At 41.9% G+C, this 17,171-nt stretch carries 28 protein-coding genes; 9 read left to right on the forward strand and 19 right to left on the reverse strand.

Going from position 1 to position 17,171, the window contains the following annotated elements; translation table 11 throughout:
- Nucleotides 1–9: 9 nt before the first annotated feature.
- On the forward strand, nucleotides 10–1,050 hold the full coding sequence (locus tag KEJ24_07365; GenBank protein ID MBS7647639.1) for a hypothetical protein: 1,041 nt from the start codon (nucleotides 10–12) through the stop codon (nucleotides 1,048–1,050).
- On the opposite strand, the gene KEJ24_07370 is transcribed toward KEJ24_07365, so the two are convergent.
- The 8 genes from KEJ24_07370 to KEJ24_07405 all read right to left on the reverse strand — a co-directional run bounded on the left by KEJ24_07370 (nucleotide 1,031) and on the right by KEJ24_07405 (nucleotide 5,559).
- On the reverse strand, nucleotides 1,031–1,444 hold the full coding sequence (locus KEJ24_07370; protein ID MBS7647640.1) for a DUF523 domain-containing protein: 414 nt from the start codon (nucleotides 1,442–1,444) through the stop codon (nucleotides 1,031–1,033). The genes KEJ24_07365 and KEJ24_07370 overlap by 20 nt on opposite strands.
- A gap of 100 nt (nucleotides 1,445–1,544) precedes the next feature.
- Nucleotides 1,545–1,868, reverse strand: coding sequence for a 50S ribosomal protein P1 (gene rpl12p / locus KEJ24_07375; GenBank protein MBS7647641.1), 324 nt, complete (start codon nucleotides 1,866–1,868; stop codon nucleotides 1,545–1,547).
- Nucleotides 1,869–1,904: 36 nt separating this feature from the next.
- Nucleotides 1,905–2,642 (reverse strand): 50S ribosomal protein L10, encoded by a 738-nt coding sequence (locus tag KEJ24_07380; GenBank protein ID MBS7647642.1) that lies wholly within the window; start codon nucleotides 2,640–2,642, stop codon nucleotides 1,905–1,907.
- A 154-nt stretch (nucleotides 2,643–2,796) separates the two neighbouring features.
- A complete protein-coding gene (locus KEJ24_07385; GenBank protein MBS7647643.1) occupies nucleotides 2,797–3,450 on the reverse strand; it encodes a 50S ribosomal protein L1 in 654 nt (217 codons plus the stop codon).
- Between the two features lie 55 nt (nucleotides 3,451–3,505).
- Nucleotides 3,506–4,000: a 50S ribosomal protein L11 gene (locus KEJ24_07390; protein ID MBS7647644.1), complete on the reverse strand. Its 495-nt coding sequence runs from the start codon at nucleotides 3,998–4,000 to the stop codon at nucleotides 3,506–3,508.
- Nucleotides 4,001–4,014: 14 nt separating this feature from the next.
- On the reverse strand, nucleotides 4,015–4,476 hold the full coding sequence (locus KEJ24_07395; protein ID MBS7647645.1) for a transcription elongation factor Spt5: 462 nt from the start codon (nucleotides 4,474–4,476) through the stop codon (nucleotides 4,015–4,017).
- A 20-nt stretch (nucleotides 4,477–4,496) separates the two neighbouring features.
- Nucleotides 4,497–4,670 carry a protein translocase SEC61 complex subunit gamma gene (locus KEJ24_07400; protein ID MBS7647646.1) on the reverse strand — a complete coding sequence of 58 codons (174 nt, stop codon included), beginning with the start codon at nucleotides 4,668–4,670 and terminating at the stop codon, nucleotides 4,497–4,499.
- Nucleotides 4,671–4,734: 64 nt separating this feature from the next.
- Complete coding sequence (locus tag KEJ24_07405; protein MBS7647647.1) at nucleotides 4,735–5,559, reverse strand: D-tyrosyl-tRNA(Tyr) deacylase; 825 nt, start codon at nucleotides 5,557–5,559, stop codon at nucleotides 4,735–4,737.
- Nucleotides 5,560–5,665: 106 nt separating this feature from the next.
- On the opposite strand from KEJ24_07405, the gene KEJ24_07410 reads away from it, so the two are divergent.
- From KEJ24_07410 to KEJ24_07425, 4 genes are all read left to right on the forward strand, one after another.
- On the forward strand, nucleotides 5,666–6,580 hold the full coding sequence (locus tag KEJ24_07410) for an ornithine carbamoyltransferase (GenBank protein ID MBS7647648.1): 915 nt from the start codon (nucleotides 5,666–5,668) through the stop codon (nucleotides 6,578–6,580).
- A 147-nt stretch (nucleotides 6,581–6,727) separates the two neighbouring features.
- On the forward strand, nucleotides 6,728–7,093 hold the full coding sequence (speD, locus tag KEJ24_07415) for an adenosylmethionine decarboxylase (protein MBS7647649.1): 366 nt from the start codon (nucleotides 6,728–6,730) through the stop codon (nucleotides 7,091–7,093).
- On the forward strand, nucleotides 7,062–8,117 hold the full coding sequence (locus KEJ24_07420; protein MBS7647650.1) for a bis-aminopropyl spermidine synthase family protein: 1,056 nt from the start codon (nucleotides 7,062–7,064) through the stop codon (nucleotides 8,115–8,117). The genes speD and KEJ24_07420 overlap by 32 nt, the downstream gene beginning before the upstream one ends.
- Nucleotides 8,118–8,154: 37 nt before the next feature.
- Nucleotides 8,155–8,670, forward strand: coding sequence for a GNAT family N-acetyltransferase (locus KEJ24_07425; protein MBS7647651.1), 516 nt, complete (start codon nucleotides 8,155–8,157; stop codon nucleotides 8,668–8,670).
- A 12-nt stretch (nucleotides 8,671–8,682) separates the two neighbouring features.
- Here the strand turns inward: KEJ24_07425 and ftsY are convergent, their stop codons facing one another.
- The 10 genes from ftsY to KEJ24_07475 are packed head-to-tail and all read right to left on the reverse strand — an operon-like array spanning nucleotide 8,683 to nucleotide 13,044.
- On the reverse strand, nucleotides 8,683–9,588 hold the full coding sequence (gene ftsY / locus KEJ24_07430) for a signal recognition particle-docking protein FtsY (protein ID MBS7647652.1): 906 nt from the start codon (nucleotides 9,586–9,588) through the stop codon (nucleotides 8,683–8,685).
- Nucleotides 9,581–10,027: a prefoldin subunit alpha gene (locus KEJ24_07435; GenBank protein ID MBS7647653.1), complete on the reverse strand. Its 447-nt coding sequence runs from the start codon at nucleotides 10,025–10,027 to the stop codon at nucleotides 9,581–9,583. The genes ftsY and KEJ24_07435 overlap by 8 nt, the downstream gene beginning before the upstream one ends.
- The gene (locus KEJ24_07440; protein MBS7647654.1) at nucleotides 10,017–10,268 is read right to left on the reverse strand and encodes a 50S ribosomal protein L18a; all 252 of its coding nucleotides are present in this window, start codon (nucleotides 10,266–10,268) and stop codon (nucleotides 10,017–10,019) included. Before KEJ24_07440 ends, KEJ24_07435 begins: the two co-directional genes overlap by 11 nt.
- Nucleotides 10,261–10,941, reverse strand: a complete 681-nt coding sequence (locus KEJ24_07445; protein MBS7647655.1) for a translation initiation factor IF-6 — start codon at nucleotides 10,939–10,941, stop codon at nucleotides 10,261–10,263. The genes KEJ24_07440 and KEJ24_07445 overlap by 8 nt, the downstream gene beginning before the upstream one ends.
- 2 nt (nucleotides 10,942–10,943) lie before the next feature.
- Nucleotides 10,944–11,411 (reverse strand): 50S ribosomal protein L31e, encoded by a 468-nt coding sequence (locus tag KEJ24_07450; GenBank protein ID MBS7647656.1) that lies wholly within the window; start codon nucleotides 11,409–11,411, stop codon nucleotides 10,944–10,946.
- A gap of 10 nt (nucleotides 11,412–11,421) precedes the next feature.
- Nucleotides 11,422–11,577, reverse strand: a complete 156-nt coding sequence (locus KEJ24_07455) for a 50S ribosomal protein L39e (GenBank protein MBS7647657.1) — start codon at nucleotides 11,575–11,577, stop codon at nucleotides 11,422–11,424.
- 2 nt (nucleotides 11,578–11,579) lie between these two features.
- The gene (locus tag KEJ24_07460) at nucleotides 11,580–11,909 is read right to left on the reverse strand and encodes a DNA-binding protein (GenBank protein MBS7647658.1); all 330 of its coding nucleotides are present in this window, start codon (nucleotides 11,907–11,909) and stop codon (nucleotides 11,580–11,582) included.
- A gap of 3 nt (nucleotides 11,910–11,912) precedes the next feature.
- Nucleotides 11,913–12,380 (reverse strand): 30S ribosomal protein S19e, encoded by a 468-nt coding sequence (locus tag KEJ24_07465; protein MBS7647659.1) that lies wholly within the window; start codon nucleotides 12,378–12,380, stop codon nucleotides 11,913–11,915.
- A gap of 57 nt (nucleotides 12,381–12,437) precedes the next feature.
- Complete coding sequence (locus tag KEJ24_07470; GenBank protein MBS7647660.1) at nucleotides 12,438–12,710, reverse strand: YhbY family RNA-binding protein; 273 nt, start codon at nucleotides 12,708–12,710, stop codon at nucleotides 12,438–12,440.
- Nucleotides 12,711–12,723: 13 nt separating this feature from the next.
- A complete protein-coding gene (locus KEJ24_07475; protein MBS7647661.1) occupies nucleotides 12,724–13,044 on the reverse strand; it encodes a ribonuclease P in 321 nt (106 codons plus the stop codon).
- 201 nt (nucleotides 13,045–13,245) lie between these two features.
- Here KEJ24_07475 and KEJ24_07480 point away from each other — a divergent pair, with 201 nt between their 5' ends.
- Nucleotides 13,246–14,046, forward strand: a complete 801-nt coding sequence (locus tag KEJ24_07480) for a 2-amino-3,7-dideoxy-D-threo-hept-6-ulosonate synthase (GenBank protein MBS7647662.1) — start codon at nucleotides 13,246–13,248, stop codon at nucleotides 14,044–14,046.
- Between the two features lie 243 nt (nucleotides 14,047–14,289).
- Here the strand turns inward: KEJ24_07480 and KEJ24_07485 are convergent, their stop codons facing one another.
- Complete coding sequence (locus tag KEJ24_07485; GenBank protein ID MBS7647663.1) at nucleotides 14,290–14,979, reverse strand: hypothetical protein; 690 nt, start codon at nucleotides 14,977–14,979, stop codon at nucleotides 14,290–14,292.
- Between the two features lie 97 nt (nucleotides 14,980–15,076).
- On the opposite strand from KEJ24_07485, the gene KEJ24_07490 reads away from it, so the two are divergent.
- From KEJ24_07490 to KEJ24_07500, 3 genes are all read left to right on the forward strand, one after another.
- Nucleotides 15,077–15,514 carry a hypothetical protein gene (locus tag KEJ24_07490; GenBank protein ID MBS7647664.1) on the forward strand — a complete coding sequence of 146 codons (438 nt, stop codon included), beginning with the start codon at nucleotides 15,077–15,079 and terminating at the stop codon, nucleotides 15,512–15,514.
- Between the two features lie 71 nt (nucleotides 15,515–15,585).
- A complete protein-coding gene (locus KEJ24_07495; GenBank protein MBS7647665.1) occupies nucleotides 15,586–15,855 on the forward strand; it encodes a hypothetical protein in 270 nt (89 codons plus the stop codon).
- Nucleotides 15,856–16,019: 164 nt separating this feature from the next.
- A complete protein-coding gene (locus KEJ24_07500) occupies nucleotides 16,020–17,003 on the forward strand; it encodes a hypothetical protein (protein ID MBS7647666.1) in 984 nt (327 codons plus the stop codon).
- Nucleotides 17,004–17,171: the final 168 nt, after the last annotated feature.

Here is a 17,171-nt window from a genome sequence, read left to right on the forward strand (position 1 = left end):
AGTTGACTCATGTACTTTGACTTGGCAATGCCGTTGACCCTTTTTGTAGTTACGGTGGTAGTTATACTCCTACATGATAAGACTGAGAGTAAGTTGAAAAGGACTTTTGAAGAAAGGGAGTTTAAAGTTAAGGATGCCATTCTACTCGTAGCAGCAATAAGTGTGGCAGTCTCAGTTATAGTGTTTATACCGCAGCTGGCTCTTATGATCTTTTTCTTGTTTGCCTATTCTCTGCTTCTCTTTATATTCACGTACCTTTTTTCAGACGTCAAAAAGGCCCACGCTAAACTTTTTTGCATAGCTTTTTCTGTCGTCAGCTTCACAGCAGCGACCGTTTGTCTCTTTTCTTCGATGTTCTCTGATGTTTTACTTGCCTATGGTGCTGCCGCATTATACTCTCTATGCGGCCTTTCTTTTATAGCCCTCGTTTACGAGGAAAATAGAAGAGGCTCTGGGGCACGTTGGTATTTAGCCACCATGCCCCCAGTTCTATTTTTAGCCCTTTACGTTTTCTTTAACATGACGCCAATATGGTTTCCATATCTGTTAAGCATGTTCGGATTGATCTTTGCCGTATTAATAACGCTCTATATCGGAAGCCTTTTCACGTGGAAATCTACGTTAGTTTTCGCTGGTCTTCTCACCTTCGTAGACATAGTTTTGGTGCTGGTAACTCGAACCATGGTCTCCGCGGCAACTCATGTATCCGGACTGAGACTGCCGATGCTTGTCGTATTGCCAACGCTTCCGCAAATCACGATTAATGGAAGTACACTTTTTATGTCCTTGGGTTTAGGAGACCTCTTTTTCGCCGGGCTTTTAGCTGTGCAAATGTACAAAAAATTTGGTAGAACCATCGCATTTTTGTCGGCTGCCGCAATGTCATTCTCCTTCCTCATTTTTGAAGCATTCATATTGAATTTTAGGATAAGAGCATTTCCTGGAACCTTAATGATCATCTGCGGTTGGTTGCCCATAATGTTTCTTGAATCCTTAAAAAACAGCACAGCTGCAAAACAAGCTACTAATCCTACAGGTTCTCTTCTGTGATTACTTTAATCCCGTGTTTTTTTAATAGGGCTGCTGTTACACCATCACCTTCAATAATTCTACCTGAAAAAGTTCCGTCATGAATTTTCCCACATCCGCATGAAGGGCTTCCCTGTTTTAAAATAGCCTCTTTAACACCGAACAGCTTGGCTATTTTTAGGGTCTCTCTTGCTCCGCGTGTAAAATTTTCTGTAACATCATGTCCTGACTTTGTCACCACTTTTTTTCTAATAATTTCCGCTGGTTCTCTTGGTGTTGGTAACCCTCCGAGCTGTTCGGGACAAACCGGAATCAAAACTTCCGTCCTTAAAAGCCTGACAACTTTTTTGTTTAAGGCGTCTTTACCATTGTAGCGACATCTAACTCCCAACAAGCATGCGCTGCAAAGTTTCATGTTCATCAATTAAGCCCAACAATAAGCACGTTATTTAAACATTTTACTAAAAATAGTTACTGAACAGAAACAGAAATTGATTTAATGAAATCTTAGGGTTTCAGCCGAAAAGTGCTCCAAGCCCCTCAAGCGCTGCTTCTTCCCTGGCTCTCTCCTCTTCTTCCTTCTTTTTCTTTTCTTCCTCTTTCGGTTTAGCCTCTGCTGCTGGAGCTGCTGTAGTTGCTGCTGCCGCTGGCGCAGCCATCATTGTTGGAGCTGATTTGATAACTTCATCTATATTTACTTCAGCCAAGGATGCAACCAGTGCTTTGACTCTAACGGCGTCAACGTTAACTCCAGCGGCTGTTAAAACCTGTGTTAGGTTCTCTTCATTTATTGTTTTTCCAGCCTTGTGGAGGAGCATCGCAGCATATATATATTCCATACCTTTTCACCTCTACTTTCAACTATTTTAACCTTTTTAAGTTTGTTTGAATCCTCCTTCCAAATTGGGAATTCTCATACTTAAACTTAACATTTCCATATGCGCTTTTCTAATAAGGTCTTTTATGTTTTCTTTTGTCGGGATGGCAGTGCCAAGTGAAAGGGCATAAGCCTCTTGATGAGCGATTTGCAATAATGTCCGTATGTTCTCTCTTGTCGTGTAAGCAATGCCTAGCGAAAGTTTGAAAGCTTCCCTATGAGCGTTTTCAAATTGCTTTTTTATTTCATCTATGTTTATGCTAAGCTGTTCTCCTTCTATAACTAAGCCGTCATCATACGCAGCCTTAAGTATTAGCCCTGCCTCAACAGCCTTTATTCCAAGTTTGGACAGGACACTTGCAAGTTTCTCTGAAATTGTTTCTCCTTTACGGGCAACTAAAGTGTCTTTGGTTATCCAGACGCTTCCTGCCTCAATCCTCGTCGGCAAACCAACAGCATTCAGCTGGCTTATTATCGGTCCAGGCGGCTGTCCAGTGTTTCCAGCGGGGACAACAATGTCAAAGGATGCGGTATCTCCTGCTTTTGCAATCATGCGGACCTTGCCTTTTTCAAGATTCATTGCCAGTCTAAATGGGTTCATGCTTGTGAAAAGGAAAACGTTTGGGCCTGTCAAATATTTCTCTAGCTTCTTCAATTCTGGCTTTTCTTTGATGTTTTCAATTGCCCTCTTCATCAAAGTGTTTTTTATGACACGCATATAAACTTCTGTCGCCAATTTTTTCTTTAACTCTTGTAATTGGGAGGCCCTGACTTTTTGGAGACTTGCTACACCCACCACTTTGTATTGTTTGAGGAGCTTTGAGATTTCTTCAACTTCTGTCGCTTTTTCCTGTAAAACTAATTGAGATGGCAGATGCTTTCCCCCACGCTCACAGTTTAATCTTCGCTGGGGCTCCCATGGTCGTTTTCACATGGATCGATTTAACGTTTTTTATTCCTCTTTTCATTTTTGCTTCAACAACTTTCAATACGGCTTGTATGTTTTCCGCTAACTCCTCCTCTTTCATGTTTTCTGTTCCTACGCGACACTGGATAACCGGCTGGTTTCGCATTCTGATTACAACGGTTCTCCGGTACTTATTCAGTAAGCTCTCTATATCCGCGTTGGGCGGAACTGGCACAGGCATTTTTCCCCTAGGTCCCAAAACAGCGCCGAAAACTTTGCCAACGAGAGGCATTAACGGTGCCTCAGCAAGGAAAAATTCATATTCATTGGCAATTCGCCGCATCTCCTTTTTCTTGCCTGCAAGGGCTTCGAGCTCCGCTCTGTCAATCACTAAATCTGCGTTAGCCTTCTTTGCTCTAAGAGCAAGCTCTCCTGTGGCAAATACACATATTTTATTGGGTTTTTCCGGTGGTGGGTAGGGCAATTCAATATTTTCTTGAAGTCGTCCTTCTGGAGATTTCATGTCTATGTCCTGCAACGTCACTATGAGCTCCACTGACTGAGTGAAATTTCTTTTTCCAGCTTTTTCTTTCGCTTCTTTCACGGCAGTTAACAGCATCTTAGACTCTATAGACATTTTGTTGAAGCCCCGCGCCATTGATGGATTATTAAGCCATTATAAAAAGATTCTCTTAGGATTCATTTTCAGTGAATATTCCGTCGTATTTTCCCCCGTCAATTTCCTTTATAACTTCCTTTGGGTCTTTTCCCTCAACTGTAACGCCCATGCTAACACACGTTCCGAGAACTTCTTTGACTGCAGCCTTCAATGTTCTTGACAGTAACTCTTGACGCTTTATCTTTGCTATTCGAATGAGTTGCTGTATCGAAAGGTTGCCGACTTTCTGTGTCTTCGGGTTTCCAGAACCCTTCTCAATTTTGAGTTCGCTTACAATTAAGGCTGAAGTTGTTGGAGTTCCAACGTTAACCTCAAACTGCTTCGTCTCTGGGTCCACAATAACCTTTACTGGGACCTTCATTCCGGCATAGTCTTTTGTGAGTTCGTTTATTTTGTTCACAACTGCCATGACGTTTACGCCTAAAGGCCCTAAAGCTGGTCCTAACGGTGGGCCAGCCGTGGCCTGTCCTCCGCTTACAAGTAGTTCCACAATTTTCTTTTCACTCATAATGTTTTCACCTTTTACGTTTTTGCCTTTTCCACAAGTTTAACATAATCTGCATGAACAGTTATTGGAAGAGTAAACGTGGCCTCAAGAAGTTCTAAGGTTACCTCCTCTTTTGTTTTGTCGATGCGTGTTATTTTGGCGCGCATTCCCTTGAATGGGCCTCCCGTAACTTCTACGATGTCGTTTTCGTTTAGTTCCTCAATGATCGGTTTTCTGACAATGTATTTTTCGATTTCTGAAAAGTTTACGAAGTCTGGGACTCTTGACTTCACATGCTTGATACCGGTTATTGCTTGCTCCACAAAGTGGGGACTTTCAGCCTCCATAAAGATGTATCCTCTAAGGGTGTCTGGGACTAAGATGGCTTTTACTGGTATTCGGTTCATTTCAATTCTTGCGGCAATGAGTTTAGCTACGTTTCTTTCTTGTCCCGTCGTTATTCTTACAGCAAAAATTTTTGTTGGTGGTTTTTCCATGGCTTTGCTTCCTCAAAGTTTTAAAGTAGTTGCGAAAGTGGGGCTGTTAACAATTTTATGATGAAGCCTATGATTCCAATGACGCTTATGCCTAAAAAGCATATCTTTATTGAGAGCCACAACTCGCTTCTTCCGGGTTTAACTGCCAATTTTAGTGTTCTAACACATTGTTCAAGGAAAGACCTTAACCCCATTCCACTTACCAGCAATGCTTTGATAGTTAACTTGCATTTCTATTAACTTTTCTGTAATTTATGATTAAACTTTTTGGATTTTCAAGTTGAGGTTTTCAAGCATTCCGATAAGACGCTGTTTGTCTTCTCCCCTTATGCCTTTCCAGTCTAACAGTGCCACTTCAACCCTTTCAAGGGTCCTCTCCACGCATTGGCGTAAAATTTCCTCGTCAACTTCTGAAACAGCATACTTTGGAATTACATGTCCGAAAGCTATGTTATTTTCCAGAGCAATTTTTGTAAATTTTTCGTTGTAGTGAGGCCCACCGATACCCAACGCTGCTTGAGCTTCACTTTTACCAAAACTTGCGATCGTTTCCATTACTGCGTTGGCTATTACTTTTGCTGCAGCGTGATCTGCCCACTGTTTCGGTGAACTGCCTAATTCAACGAACATCGCTGGTCTATCTAAAGAAGGGCCGTGATGTGTACATTCATAGGAGACTTTATAGCTTAGGCCTCTATTTCCCACCAGCTGCGCCATGGCTTTCAAGGCTGTTCTCATGGCGTTTGCCGGTGAAATTGAAAGCCTTCTCGGAATCCCCCCTAGACTTGCTTTTCCAAGATTTCCAGGAGTGTGTACTGAAAGAGTGGGGATCCCACTTTCGCTACTGTGCCTCGAAAGAAAGATTATAAGTTCAGGAGCGAGTGAAAAATCTGTTACGTTTTGAGCGTAAACAAGCTCTTCATTTATTATTATCAACGTGATCTCTTGTTTGCCCTCTCTACCAACATAAACTTGCGTTTCTCCATTTTTCCAAGTTCGGTTTTCAAAAGAGTAGTTTTCAATAATCTGTTTTGCAATGTTTATGCTGGCCTGATCCTTTTTGGACGCAACTAATAGAATCATGTTCTTCCCATCTGCTTAAACACGCGCAATCAAGAAAAATGTTTTTATAAATTTTGCAACAGCTGTAAAATGTAGAGCGCTTCTCGTTTCATGTGTGGTTGGTAAAATGCACTTAATCAATTTCAAGGAATTGTCTGGAAATCAACTTATAGAAATAATCGATAAGGCTATCGAGGTGAAGCGTAATCCAGAAAAATACCGGAAAGCGCTGGAAGGCAAGTCTTTGGCTATGATTTTCCAGAAGACTTCAACGAGAACTAGAGTTTCTTTTGAAGTTGCAATGACCCAGCTTGGGGGGCACGCGCTCTACATTGATTGGAGAACTACAAACTTTACAATAGCAGATATTTATGATGAAACACAATATTTGTCACGTAACGTCGACTGCATCATGGCGAGACTTATCCGGAATGCTGATTTGCAGGTCATGGCTAAGGCTTCAAAGGTCCCAGTAATAAACGGGTGTGACGAAAAGTACCATCCTAGCCAAGCCATAGCCGACCTCATGACAATGAAAGAAAAGAAAGGTAAACTGAAAGGTCTGAAGCTTGTTTACGTTGGTGTGCATAACAATGTTTGCAACTCGCTGATTGAAGGATGCACAAAAACTGGTGTAAAAATAGTTACAGTGACGCCGATCTTTAATGAACCTTCAAGAGATGATGAGCTTCTTGAAGAAGCTAAGAAAACTGGGTTGTATGAGGTGACCTTTGATGTTAAACAAGCAGTGAAGGATGCGGACTTTGTATATACAGATACATGGATCGACATGGAGTTTTTCAACGATCCGAAATATGCCGCTGAAAAAGAGAAACGCATCAAACTCATGATGCCCTACCAAGTGAATAAGGAACTGCTGCAGGGAAGCAACGCGCTTATAATGCATGACATGCCAATTCACAGAGGTTACGAGATAAGCGCTGATGTTATCGAAAGCCACAACTCCATAATATATGAGCAAAGCGAAAATAGGTTGCACTCGGCAAAGGCTATCCTCTTAAAGCTTCTCAACAAATATTAGCACCATTTGCTGTTCCCAAAAAATTTATATATAAGAATTTTTGCGGTTCAATTTAGAGGATAGAAAGACGTATGCATAGTGCGTTCAAATATCACGTAGCGCATGTTTGGGGCTTCCGAAGTTCGACGATAATGTTGGGTGTTCGCTATGGGCATCCACATTATCGCCGAATTTCGGGGCGTGGATCCCCGAAAGATATCCAGAGTAGAAGATCTCCGGGTGGTTTTAGATAGGGTAGTTGCTAAATCTGGCTTACATGCTGTTTCTTCAAGTTTCCACCAGTTTGAGCCTCATGGAGTTTCTGCCATATACCTTCTAAGTGAATCTCACTTAAGTGTTCACACATGGCCGGAATATGGTTATGTAGCGTTGGACATTTTCACGTGTGGAGATGATGGTCCCGCCTTAAATGCTTTCGAGCTGTTGCTTGAAGAGTTTCAACCTAAAAAAGTTGAGAAACGCGTTATTAGGAGGGCTGTTCTTGGAGAGGGTAGAAACCAAAATCCTGCGTGAACTTGCCGTTTCAAGAAAAACATTTTGGGAATTGCTTGACAAAGTTAACAGCCCTTTGAAGGATTTTGTGCTTTCGCTTAAAAACCTTGATGCGAAAGGACTTATTACTGCAGGTGTAAACGGTTTCTATCTAACTGAAGACGGGAAACGCCAAGTTAACCCGAGAAGCCTAGAATTTAGCGCTGAAATCTGTCCACACTGCCTTGGTAAGCGAATAATTCTAGAGGCGAAGTTCCAGCAAGTCCTTGAAGAGTTTAAGCGAATAGCCGAGAAAAGACCTCAACCAAGACTTGATTTTTTCCAGGGTTACATGCTTGAGAGAGATGTTGTTGCAAGGGCAGCTTTTATGCATTATTATGGCGACCTAGACGGCAAAAGTATAGCCTTAATAGGCGATGATGACCTACTTAGCATAGCCTTAGCCTTGGCTGGGCTTCCGTCAAACATAACAGTTTTAGATATTGATGAGAGGCTTGGCGAGTTTATTAAAAAAGTCAGCAAAGACCATGGCTTTAACATAGAATATGTAGCGTATAATGTTGCTGACCCGTTGCCCCACGAGTTGCGGGGAAGGTTTGACGTGTTCTCCTCTGAGCCTCTCGAGACATCGTCTGGCTTGAAGGCGTTCATTTTGCGTGGCATTGATTGTCTAAAAGAAAATGGTGTTGGATATTTTGGTTTAACCCTTTATGAAGCTTCACTTAAAAAGTGGCTGGCTGTTCAAAAACTATTAGCAAGGATGAACTGCGTTGTCACCGACATCATTCAAGGGTTCTCCGTTTACCCGATGGATTATGGCACTGCAAATTATGAAGAGTTTGCCCACCATCTAGGTTTTGATATATGTAAAAACCCAGGGATAAACTGGTATAAATCCGCATTATTCAGATTTCAAGTGCTTGGCAAACCGAAACTTTCAGCTGAAATGGACAAAAAATTTAGGATAAAGTTCATTGACCCAGAAGAAGACCTAACCCATCCTGAACTGCAACGTGAAATTCTCAAGAGGATAAACGCTAAATAATAATATGATAACCGAATGGGAATTGGGCGGTAATTTTATGTCACCAAGCAAACTGGGTAAGGAAGTAAGCATTACTATTGCTGGCATAAGAATTCGCCATGCCAATGAAGAAGATCTACAACAAATCGTTAGGTTATCCGAAAAACTTGGAAGGGATGAAAGCGCTATGGATTCCATGGTCTCGCCTATGCCTAGCGAATTTCAGAACCCAAATTGGATCCTCAAAAACATTAAGGGCGAAAATACCGTGGTCTTTGTAGCTGAAGTTGAAGGAAAAGTTGTTGGATATTCTCTTGGTTGGGTTAGTCAACCTTGGTCTTACAAAGCTAAAAGAGGATATATTTGCGACTGTTTTGTGGAAAAATCATATAGGCGACGCGGCGTAGGCAAGGCTCTGATAAGGGCTATGCTTGAGTGGTTCAAAAACAAGGGCGTAGAATGTGTTGAAGCAGACGTTTACTCGCGCAATGCTCCTTCCTTAGCATTATTCAAAAGGTTAGGGTTTGAAGAAGTCTCCAAAAGATTACGCTTAACATTTAACAACAAGCGATAACAACCTTTGGAACTATTTCAGTATCATATCCACAAATTTTTCCGGTCTAAACTCTTCTAAATCGTCGTATTTTTGGCCAGTTCCAACAAATATTATGGGTTTCTGCGTTACATAGGTCACGCTTAGAGCTGAGCCACCTTTAATATCTGCATCCACTTTTGTCAATATTGTAGCATCTATGCTGACACTTTTGTGAAATTCTTCCGCCTGCATGACAGCGTCATTCCCAGTAAAAGCGTCAACGGTTAAAATGGTTAAATCTGGGTTCACTACCCTCTTAACTTTTGCAAGCTCATTCATGAGGTTTCTGTTTGTTTGCATCCGCCCAGCAGTGTCAATTAAGACAACGTGGATTCCATGGGCTCTTGCATGGTTTATAGCATCGTATGCTACCGCAGCTGGGTCTGCGCCATACTTATGTTTTATCACTCGAACTCCCAATCGTTTGGCATGAGTTTCTAATTGTTCGATTGAACCAGCCCGGTAAGTGTCGCTGCAGGCTAGCACAACCGTATAGCCCTTCTTGTTTAGCATATGTGCAACTTTGGCGATAGTCGTTGTCTTTCCAGTACCATTTATCCCAACAAAGACTATTACGAACGGTTCGTTTCTTCGGCGTTTCTCATCAATAGCCTTCAACAAGTCTATTTCGTTGTTTGCCCGCATCACTTCAAGAAGCACTTCGCGGAGGTTTTGCTCCACAATTTTCCTTTTATCCTCAAGTCGTTTAATCTGCAGTCCAGCGAGACGCTTTTCCATTTCATCGCATATTCGCTCTGCCACCGGCACCGCTACATCATTCTCTATTAGGGTTAACTTAAACTCCGAAAGGATTGGACGAAGATTTTCTGTCTTAAGCTCGGTGGTTGTGATTTTATTTACTAAACTGCTGAAGCCGGATTTAAGTTTCTCAAACATTATCGGCGGGGGACTCCTTCCTCAACTCTGCTGCCAGTTCTTCAAAGCGCTCCCTATCCTCGTTGATTCTATCTATAACCTGTGAAAATTGTTGCTGAAGTGAGGCTCTGCTTCTTTCCATGTCCTCAAGCCTTTTTCTGATTATCTCCTTAGCTTCTTGTATGGTTTTTTCAACGGAAACGCCTGCGCCTATGCCCACTGTAACCTTATCTGAAGTTTCAAGCCTCGCCTTTATGTAAGAGTTTCCCCCTATGGGAATTAGAAGTTCTGTGTTTTCTTTCTGTTTTTCTAGCCCTTCCAGCGTCATGTTTGCATAGGTCAAGTCTGCGATGACAGCGTTCACCATGTTTATTCTGGCCTGCAAGGCTTCAGCTGTCTGTTCCAAGATGCGCATTTCAACACTGAGTCTTCTTAATTCATCTTCAACTTTACTCGCCAATTTTGTCTTCTCCACTCAAAAGTTTTCTTATTAAGGGATCCTCAACCTGGTTATGGGCTATTTCTTTCACTTCATTGATTTTTATTTGAAACCGTTTAACACGGTGTTTGCTGCCCAGTTCCATGTAGATTTTTTCAACAGCGTGTTCGGGCTTAATAGCTATTACTTCTTTTTCGAAGGGTGTTTGCCAGTTCGGTTTTCGAATTTCACCTATGATCCTGAAAACTCTCACTTCACTCATCTTCCTTCATTACACCCAAGGCATGTCCAATTATAAACATTTCTGGACCTGTTGTTAGGGAACCAGCAACAGCCGCATGACTATTCCCGATAAGTCCGGTTCCCACATATGGTATGCCGCAATTGACTGTGCCAACATCAACAGGTACTTTTAACACTTCCTCCAAAAGTTTTCTTTCGGAATCTTTCAATAATGGGTGTGCCAAAATTCCTTTGTTAGTTGCAACGGCTAGGGCGCCCACATATGGAAGTTGGGCGATTTCGCTTGGAACTGCTTCAACGCCTAAAGCGTCTGAGATTTTTTTGATTTCTGACTGTTTAAGTCTTGGATCTACGATAGCCCCGTAGTCATTCGCCAAAACCATGTTTCCGTAGGCTGTCTTTTTTGTTTCCATCACCGTTATGTTCCCTTCAAAGACAGACTTTATTGCTTCAATTTCTTCGTCTCTCACATAGTGGGGCAATAATACTCCATTCGAGTTTGCACACGCTAATGCCCCAACCAAAACTGAGCCGCCTATGTTTGTGTGAACCAACTCAACTTTAAGCCAATCAGCCAGTCTTTCAGCCTTTTTGATGGGCACAAATTTTGGAATTATGAGCATTTTTTCAGTAGCTAATGCGTATACCCCTATGCTTGCACTTCCAAAGAGGTTTGTAAGGTAAATCGCCAAGCTTAGTCTCCTTCAGCCAAATAAACCGTAACATTTCCATCCTTATCTTTTGCAGCTCTAACACGGATTTTCCGAGGAGGCTTTTCAATACCTCTACTCCAAACTCTTTCGTTTACCTCGTTGCTTATGATGACCCTTTTAGGTTCTGCCTCATCTTCCTCTCCTTTAGCTTCCAGCTTCATATGCCTTTTTATAAAATCACGTATTATCCTAATGGCCTTGGGTGCCCTTTTGTTTGGGGGTACAATACATGCTTTTCCTAACGGGATTGTGTAAAATCTTTCTTCAACAATTTCTTTTTCTATTTCTTCCTTTGCTGACGGTTTGATTTCTTCCCCCTCTTTCCCTTCGACACCCTCGACTTCTTCCTTTTTTACTTCTGATTCTTTCTCTTCCTCTTCTAAGGCCTTTTCTTCAACCTTTCCAGCAAGTTCATCCACTTTTCCTCTGTTTTCCTCTTCAAATTTCATATTTTCCACCTTAGGCCTTTATTTTTCTGGTTCTCCAGTGTCTCCTTTTGGGGTGTGTTCTAAATTTTCCAGCAGTTTTGGCAATAACCCATGTTGGAACGGCTCTTTTCACTTTTCCAGCCTTTGCCAACCTTCTCTTTTTTGCCGGAGGTTTAAACCTTGCCATTCTTACAACCTTCTTATTCTTATTTCCCTTCTGTGAGATTGCAGCTGAACCAAAATCTGTTTAAGTTGTTCATCTGTAAGCGGGATTGGCAGTCTCCCAGCTTGGGCAAGCTGAATTAGCTGCATTTCAAGCTGAGCTGTAAACTCTGGCTTTACAAGCTTAAGGTTTGCAAGTCGTTGCCGTGCCTCAGGTGTCAAAATGCTTTTCAAGATTGCTTGTTTCTGAAGTTCAAGCTGTTGTTCCATTTGAGCTTTCCTTTGTTCCTCAGCAAGTTTCCGCTGTAAAGCCAGAAGCTTTTTTTGGCGGAGTTCCTCAAGTTCTTCTTCCGACATTGTCTATTCACTCGCCCGGTATTTCTCCAGTTCTGGCATTCTTTTTATCAGGTCCTTCATTACGTCCTCAGCTATTTCCTCAAGAAGTCTCCGCCCTTCCTTTGTCACTCGTCTTCCTTTATTCTGGTATTTTTCGATTAAACCTGCTTCTTCAAGCTGTTGAAGGGCCTTCCTTATTATTGCGCCGCCAGACTTAACAGCGTGTTCCGGTCTAACTCCAAAATCCTTTCTCCCGCCGTACTCAGCGCGTAGCCGTTCAATGCCTATCGGCCCATGTGTATAGATCTTCCGTAATAAGGACGCGCAACGTATATACCACCAGTCCGGGTTTTCAGGGGGCCTCTGTACGTGGGCACCGGTTTTCACCACGTTCGCCCATGGAGGGGGTTTTACTTCGTCTATGTTCCCTTTTATATAGTAAGCTAGTTTTTGAATGAATTCTTGTGCTGGGACATCATGTGGTGTTGGCAACTTTTCTTTGCCTCGCTTGCTTCCTTCTGTAATTCAACAAGCCTAATATAAAGGCTTTCACTTTTCTGATGGTTTTCTTCGACGTTTGTAAAGGATAAAAGTGTGTCCTCTGACCTCAACCAACTCAGCTTCTATGCGTTTAGAAATTTTCGCTGCAATTTCGGCTGTTTTTGCCTCTTTTAAGGATGTCCTTAAAACCTTAACCTTGACGATCTCTCTTTGTTCCAACCGTTTTTCAATTTCCTTTATAAGTTCATCTGAGACTTGTTCTTTGCCAATCCACACTGTAGGTTTTTCGCGGCTAAATTCTCTTTTTATGCGACGTTTCATTGCCGGAGTCAGCTTACTCGTTCCGTTTATCCCTCCTTTTCAAGGGAATGCGCATATGTCTGCCGCATTTGAGGCATGTGATAACTACATGGGGCTCCCTTCGCTGCTTTATGCGGACACGGCAGCTGGTACCGGGCAGGATAAAGCCTTTACAGTGTCGGCAAACCATGCGCCTATACTCAGTTGGCAAGCGAACCTTTGCCGCCATGGCCACTCGACGTGCTATATCCACATAATGCTGAGCCAATTGTGGATCTTCTTTATGAATTTCAATGGCTGAGTGGAATAGCGTCTGGACGCGCTGTTTAGCTATTCGCTTGATTATAGCGTTCATTCTTCTACCAGCATTTGCCGCTTGAAATAGTGCGGTTAACCTACATCACTATTTACCGTAAATTAATCCTAAAAAGGGTTATTGCATCAAGAGCTTGGACGCTGTTTTTTGTCTTGTTGGATAGAAACCGATAATTTGAACTAACGTTATAAACAAAAATTTATCTGTAAAGGGACTGCGGATTATATGAGGTTTGACGTTATGACCGAAATTGGGAAAAAAATTAGGCTTGATAGAATAATGAACCGAAACACTGGAAAAACTGTGATAATTCCAATGGATCACGGGATAACATTAGGTCCAATTAAGGGTCTAGAAAACCTCAAAGATACGGTTAACAAGGTTGCCGAAGGAGGAGCTAACGCTGTACTTCTACATAAAGGAATGATTAGAGCAGGTTACAGGGGCTATGGAAAGGATATAGGCCTAATCATGCATCTGTCTGCCAGCACCGCCTTAGGGCCAGATCCAAATGCAAAAGTGCAGGTGGCTGATGTAGTGGAGGCTATTAAATTCGGCGCGGATGCGGTTTCAGTCCACATAAACGTCGGCTCTAGGACTGAATCCGAACAACTTAAGTTTCTAGGTAAGCTTGCAAAAATATGCGAGGATTGGGGCATGCCCCTTCTTGCGATGATGTATCCTAGAGGTGAAAAAATAAAAAACGAGTATGATGTCGACGTTGTTAAGCATGCTGCAAGAATAGGCGCAGAGTTAGGTGCAGATATCATCAAGACCAATTATACTGGAAGCATGGAAACCTTCCGGGAAGTCGTTAAAGGGTGTCCGGTGCCCGTAGTCATGGCCGGAGGCCCGAAAACAAATACAGACGAAGAATTCTGTAACATGGTGTACGGCGCTATACGCGCCGGTGCTGCAGGTGTAGCAGCTGGTCGAAACGTTTTCCAACATGAGAACCCAACAAAGATGGTTCAAGTGCTATGCGGCATAGTTCATGAAGGTCTTGACGTAAAAACAGCACTTAAAAGATACATGAAATAAACGGCGAAATTAAAACCTATTCTTTATGTTATCCCCCATTACCCTAAAATATATTATCTAACTTTTCTGACCACAATGATTGAAAGACTTTAGAAGTGCACCACATAGCAAAATCTAAGGGAGGCATCGGAACCGTAGGTTCCGATGAGGTGCGGGGGGTGGGATTTCAGCATTAATTTACTGGTAAATATTGCTTTATAACATCGTTGCAGAGCAAGCAGGAACATGAAGGAATATAAGTATCTAATCTTTCGCCTTCCTAAAATCGCAAAAGTAAAGGTGATATGCTGAAGGAAAAAGAGTGTTTATATCTATTCTGGCGTAGTCTAATTTGAAGTTTCTTTTTACATTAATACCTTCAAGAAATCTCTCCAGTAAGTTAAATGAACGATTATTATTAAAACCATATTTCTCATTGTATTTTATTTCGTACTCGCCCCAACATATGTATTCCATAGGCAAATCATGCACTTTCTTTCTCAAATCGCGAGACAAAATGGTCAAAATGAAAATGTCCGGAGCCTTATTTAACACATCTTCGAGTATAGATAGCGTCATACTCCAACTATAAGACTTGTGCTCCCTTTTTAAGGAGTTAAGCGTGAATAGAAGCTTATCAATGTCCCATTGGTTCTTATTCATCTCTTTTTCAAGTCTATTTCTAAGATCAGACTCGTAATAGAATTTTATTTCAATTGTAGTTCCATTTACAACTAGATCGTACCAATAATTCTTTCCTTGAGATTTTTCAAGAATAACATCGAAACCCTGTTTGTACAAATGTTTTGCCAAAATATAGCACATAGGACGCTCCTGTTTGATGTGCACACCATAACGGCTCAATTCCTTAAGTTCTTCTACGTACGAGTCAGAAAGAAAAATCCTTTTTAAGTCATCGATCTCTAGCCACTTTTGCCCCTTCGCTTCTTCCATAGACTTGTTCCACTCAATAACATTGGCTTATAACAAGGTTGGACTACATTAAAGTTAAGTATTTTCCAGCGCTCTATTTAGATATCTGGTGACCCGTGTGGAGAGATATGAGAAAGGTGTTCTCACTCATAGTAAGGGTAGGCTTCTGGCTTATCTCGTGTGGTTTGGTAAGATTAGATGCGCCCCCTCTGTACCTGCAAGCGTCATACGAACCATAGGCTACAAAAGCCGAGGCCATTGGAGCCTTGATATAGAGGGGTTAATCAACGATGGTTACATAACCGTTGAGGGAGGATACTACAAGCCTACGGGTAAGACCAGGAACCTTCTACAACCCCTTATCAACCTTAAAAAGGTAGCTTTGCTTAACCTCTTAGCCTCGGGCATAATCCTCCTAGAGAGTTTCCTCATTTATGAGTTTGGCGGGCAGCCGCTGCTCTTCATATGGACTCTCCTCATAGCGGTCTATCTCGCAGTTGCGAATATGCACATCGTAAGACCATTTGATCTGCTATTCAAGAAAGCAAGGAAATAATTCTAAATTTAGAAGCTCGTTTTCTAATTGTAGATTTTTTGGTTGGTCTTTGCCATTTTCTAGGGGTTAACATGAAGCTGGGGAGCTGGGAAGAAATTATTGGGCATCTCATGGCAGTGAAAGACAATGGTGACGGAACCACAACTCTCGTTTTTATGGCAGACTCTCGCATGATAGAAGTAACAGTCCAGAGCGATACTGGAAACCTTGAGCGGCTAGTAAACCACAGGATAGGCTTACTAAGGACAGATGATCAACAGAGGCCCTATATCGTTAGGATGATAGAAGTAGGTAAGGATGCTATTCGTAAAGAGAGGAAGTTACAAAAATGGATCAGATGACCTTTACGCTATTTATCTCCGCTCTCACTCTCACACTTAGCATTATTGTAGATATTAATTGGCTATCCTTTAGAGCCTTTTTGCCTGCGAAATCTCTTGGTTTTTTAAGACTTCTTCAAGCAATATCCCTCTTTACGCTGGCTTACTTGGCTACGTTCCTACTCTTGGAGGTTTATGTTCAAAGCCATGTCTTTAGAACGATTGTTGCAGGTGTTTTTGCCGTATCTTCCTCCGTAATAGTTGGCGTAGCAGCTGTCAGGAGGGGGGCAAAGATACGCTTGGAAGATGTTGTCAAGGAAAAAGACCTTATTACGAAGATAAAAGAGAACGTTAGCGAAGTTGCGAATAATATAGCCCATAACATTTCTATAAGAATCCTGGAAAGCTTGAGGGATACACGAGCAAGCATTCAGAGCATAATTGATCTTGCCCTGCAAAAAATTCATAAAGCAGGCGAAAACTTTAGCGTCCAACAGAAAGAAATCAACGGGATGCTACAGGGAATCTTTACGGCTTTATCGCAGATAAATAAGATGCTTAGTTGTTATAACGATATAATCAAATTGTACCATGAGGAAGTTCAAAAACTTGAGTTGTTGAATGCACAGTTAGAAGAAGTTACGCTGCTCAAAGAAGAGTACACCAGAAGGTTGGAGGGGCTGGAAAGGTCTCCCAAGGAGGAGTTTGAAGAAGTAAGAGTTAAGTTGACAGAAGCAGATGGAAGAGCGAGCAGGAGACTGGGAAACGAAGCCCAACGTGAAACGGCCAATATCCTTCGTAGTATGGGATTTGAAGTTGAAGAATATTACGGAGTTGGCCAGCCTGACTATATACTCATATGGAATGGTAAGCGTGTTGCCGTGGGCGCTCATAAAGCATATAGTCTCTCTGAGAAAAACAGGCAACGAACAATAAATAGCGAAGATATAGGCACTGAGATCCGTACTGCGTCTAAGCTTAAGCTCCCCTTACTGATTATTGTCACAAACCTGAAGAATAATAGGCGGTGGGCTGAAATAATACACCCTGAAAAAGTTAAGGAGTTTGAAAAGTTTACAACGCCACTTATCCTTGTGGATGACAAGCCAGAAACGCGCAGTATATGCGAAGAAACCTTCCTTAAATTAAAGGAAGTTTTAATGCGATAAATAGCTCATAAAACTGCTCGATAATGCACAAAAATGCACCCTTTTATTTATCCATTCCATCCTCGCCTCGAACCTTCAACAATCTCCTTTTATGCATTACCAAACATTCACCAGATGATTCAACCGTTCAAGTCTCTCTCCAATAGATAGCTTTCTAACGTTTTCCTC

The organism is Candidatus Bathyarchaeota archaeon (assembly GCA_018396705.1).
In the GTDB taxonomy this organism is placed as follows: Archaea; Thermoproteota; Bathyarchaeia; order Bathyarchaeales; family Bathycorpusculaceae; genus DRVP01.

Bases quoted from the DNA above. Each gene is read 5' to 3' on its own strand.
- KEJ24_07365 (MBS7647639.1), top strand. From the start codon at position 10: ATGTACTTTGACTTGGCAATGCCGTTGACCCTTTTTGTAGTTACGGTG.
- KEJ24_07370 (MBS7647640.1), bottom strand. From the start codon at position 1,444: ATGAAACTTTGCAGCGCATGCTTGTTGGGAGTTAGATGTCGCTACAAT.
- rpl12p (MBS7647641.1), bottom strand. From the start codon at position 1,868: ATGGAATATATATATGCTGCGATGCTCCTCCACAAGGCTGGAAAAACA.
- KEJ24_07385 (MBS7647643.1), bottom strand. From the start codon at position 3,450: ATGTCTATAGAGTCTAAGATGCTGTTAACTGCCGTGAAAGAAGCGAAA.
- KEJ24_07390 (MBS7647644.1), bottom strand. From the start codon at position 4,000: ATGAGTGAAAAGAAAATTGTGGAACTACTTGTAAGCGGAGGACAGGCC.
- KEJ24_07395 (MBS7647645.1), bottom strand. From the start codon at position 4,476: ATGGAAAAACCACCAACAAAAATTTTTGCTGTAAGAATAACGACGGGA.
- KEJ24_07400 (MBS7647646.1), bottom strand. From the start codon at position 4,670: ATGGGGTTAAGGTCTTTCCTTGAACAATGTGTTAGAACACTAAAATTG.
- KEJ24_07405 (MBS7647647.1), bottom strand. From the start codon at position 5,559: ATGATTCTATTAGTTGCGTCCAAAAAGGATCAGGCCAGCATAAACATT.
- KEJ24_07410 (MBS7647648.1), top strand. From the start codon at position 5,666: ATGCACTTAATCAATTTCAAGGAATTGTCTGGAAATCAACTTATAGAA.
- speD (MBS7647649.1), top strand. From the start codon at position 6,728: ATGGGCATCCACATTATCGCCGAATTTCGGGGCGTGGATCCCCGAAAG.
- KEJ24_07425 (MBS7647651.1), top strand. From the start codon at position 8,155: ATGTCACCAAGCAAACTGGGTAAGGAAGTAAGCATTACTATTGCTGGC.
- ftsY (MBS7647652.1), bottom strand. From the start codon at position 9,588: ATGTTTGAGAAACTTAAATCCGGCTTCAGCAGTTTAGTAAATAAAATC.
- KEJ24_07440 (MBS7647654.1), bottom strand. From the start codon at position 10,268: ATGAGTGAAGTGAGAGTTTTCAGGATCATAGGTGAAATTCGAAAACCG.
- KEJ24_07450 (MBS7647656.1), bottom strand. From the start codon at position 11,411: ATGAAATTTGAAGAGGAAAACAGAGGAAAAGTGGATGAACTTGCTGGA.
- KEJ24_07455 (MBS7647657.1), bottom strand. From the start codon at position 11,577: ATGGCAAGGTTTAAACCTCCGGCAAAAAAGAGAAGGTTGGCAAAGGCT.
- KEJ24_07460 (MBS7647658.1), bottom strand. From the start codon at position 11,909: ATGTCGGAAGAAGAACTTGAGGAACTCCGCCAAAAAAAGCTTCTGGCT.
- KEJ24_07470 (MBS7647660.1), bottom strand. From the start codon at position 12,710: ATGAAACGTCGCATAAAAAGAGAATTTAGCCGCGAAAAACCTACAGTG.
- KEJ24_07475 (MBS7647661.1), bottom strand. From the start codon at position 13,044: ATGAACGCTATAATCAAGCGAATAGCTAAACAGCGCGTCCAGACGCTA.
- KEJ24_07480 (MBS7647662.1), top strand. From the start codon at position 13,246: ATGACCGAAATTGGGAAAAAAATTAGGCTTGATAGAATAATGAACCGA.
- KEJ24_07485 (MBS7647663.1), bottom strand. From the start codon at position 14,979: ATGGAAGAAGCGAAGGGGCAAAAGTGGCTAGAGATCGATGACTTAAAA.
- KEJ24_07495 (MBS7647665.1), top strand. From the start codon at position 15,586: ATGAAGCTGGGGAGCTGGGAAGAAATTATTGGGCATCTCATGGCAGTG.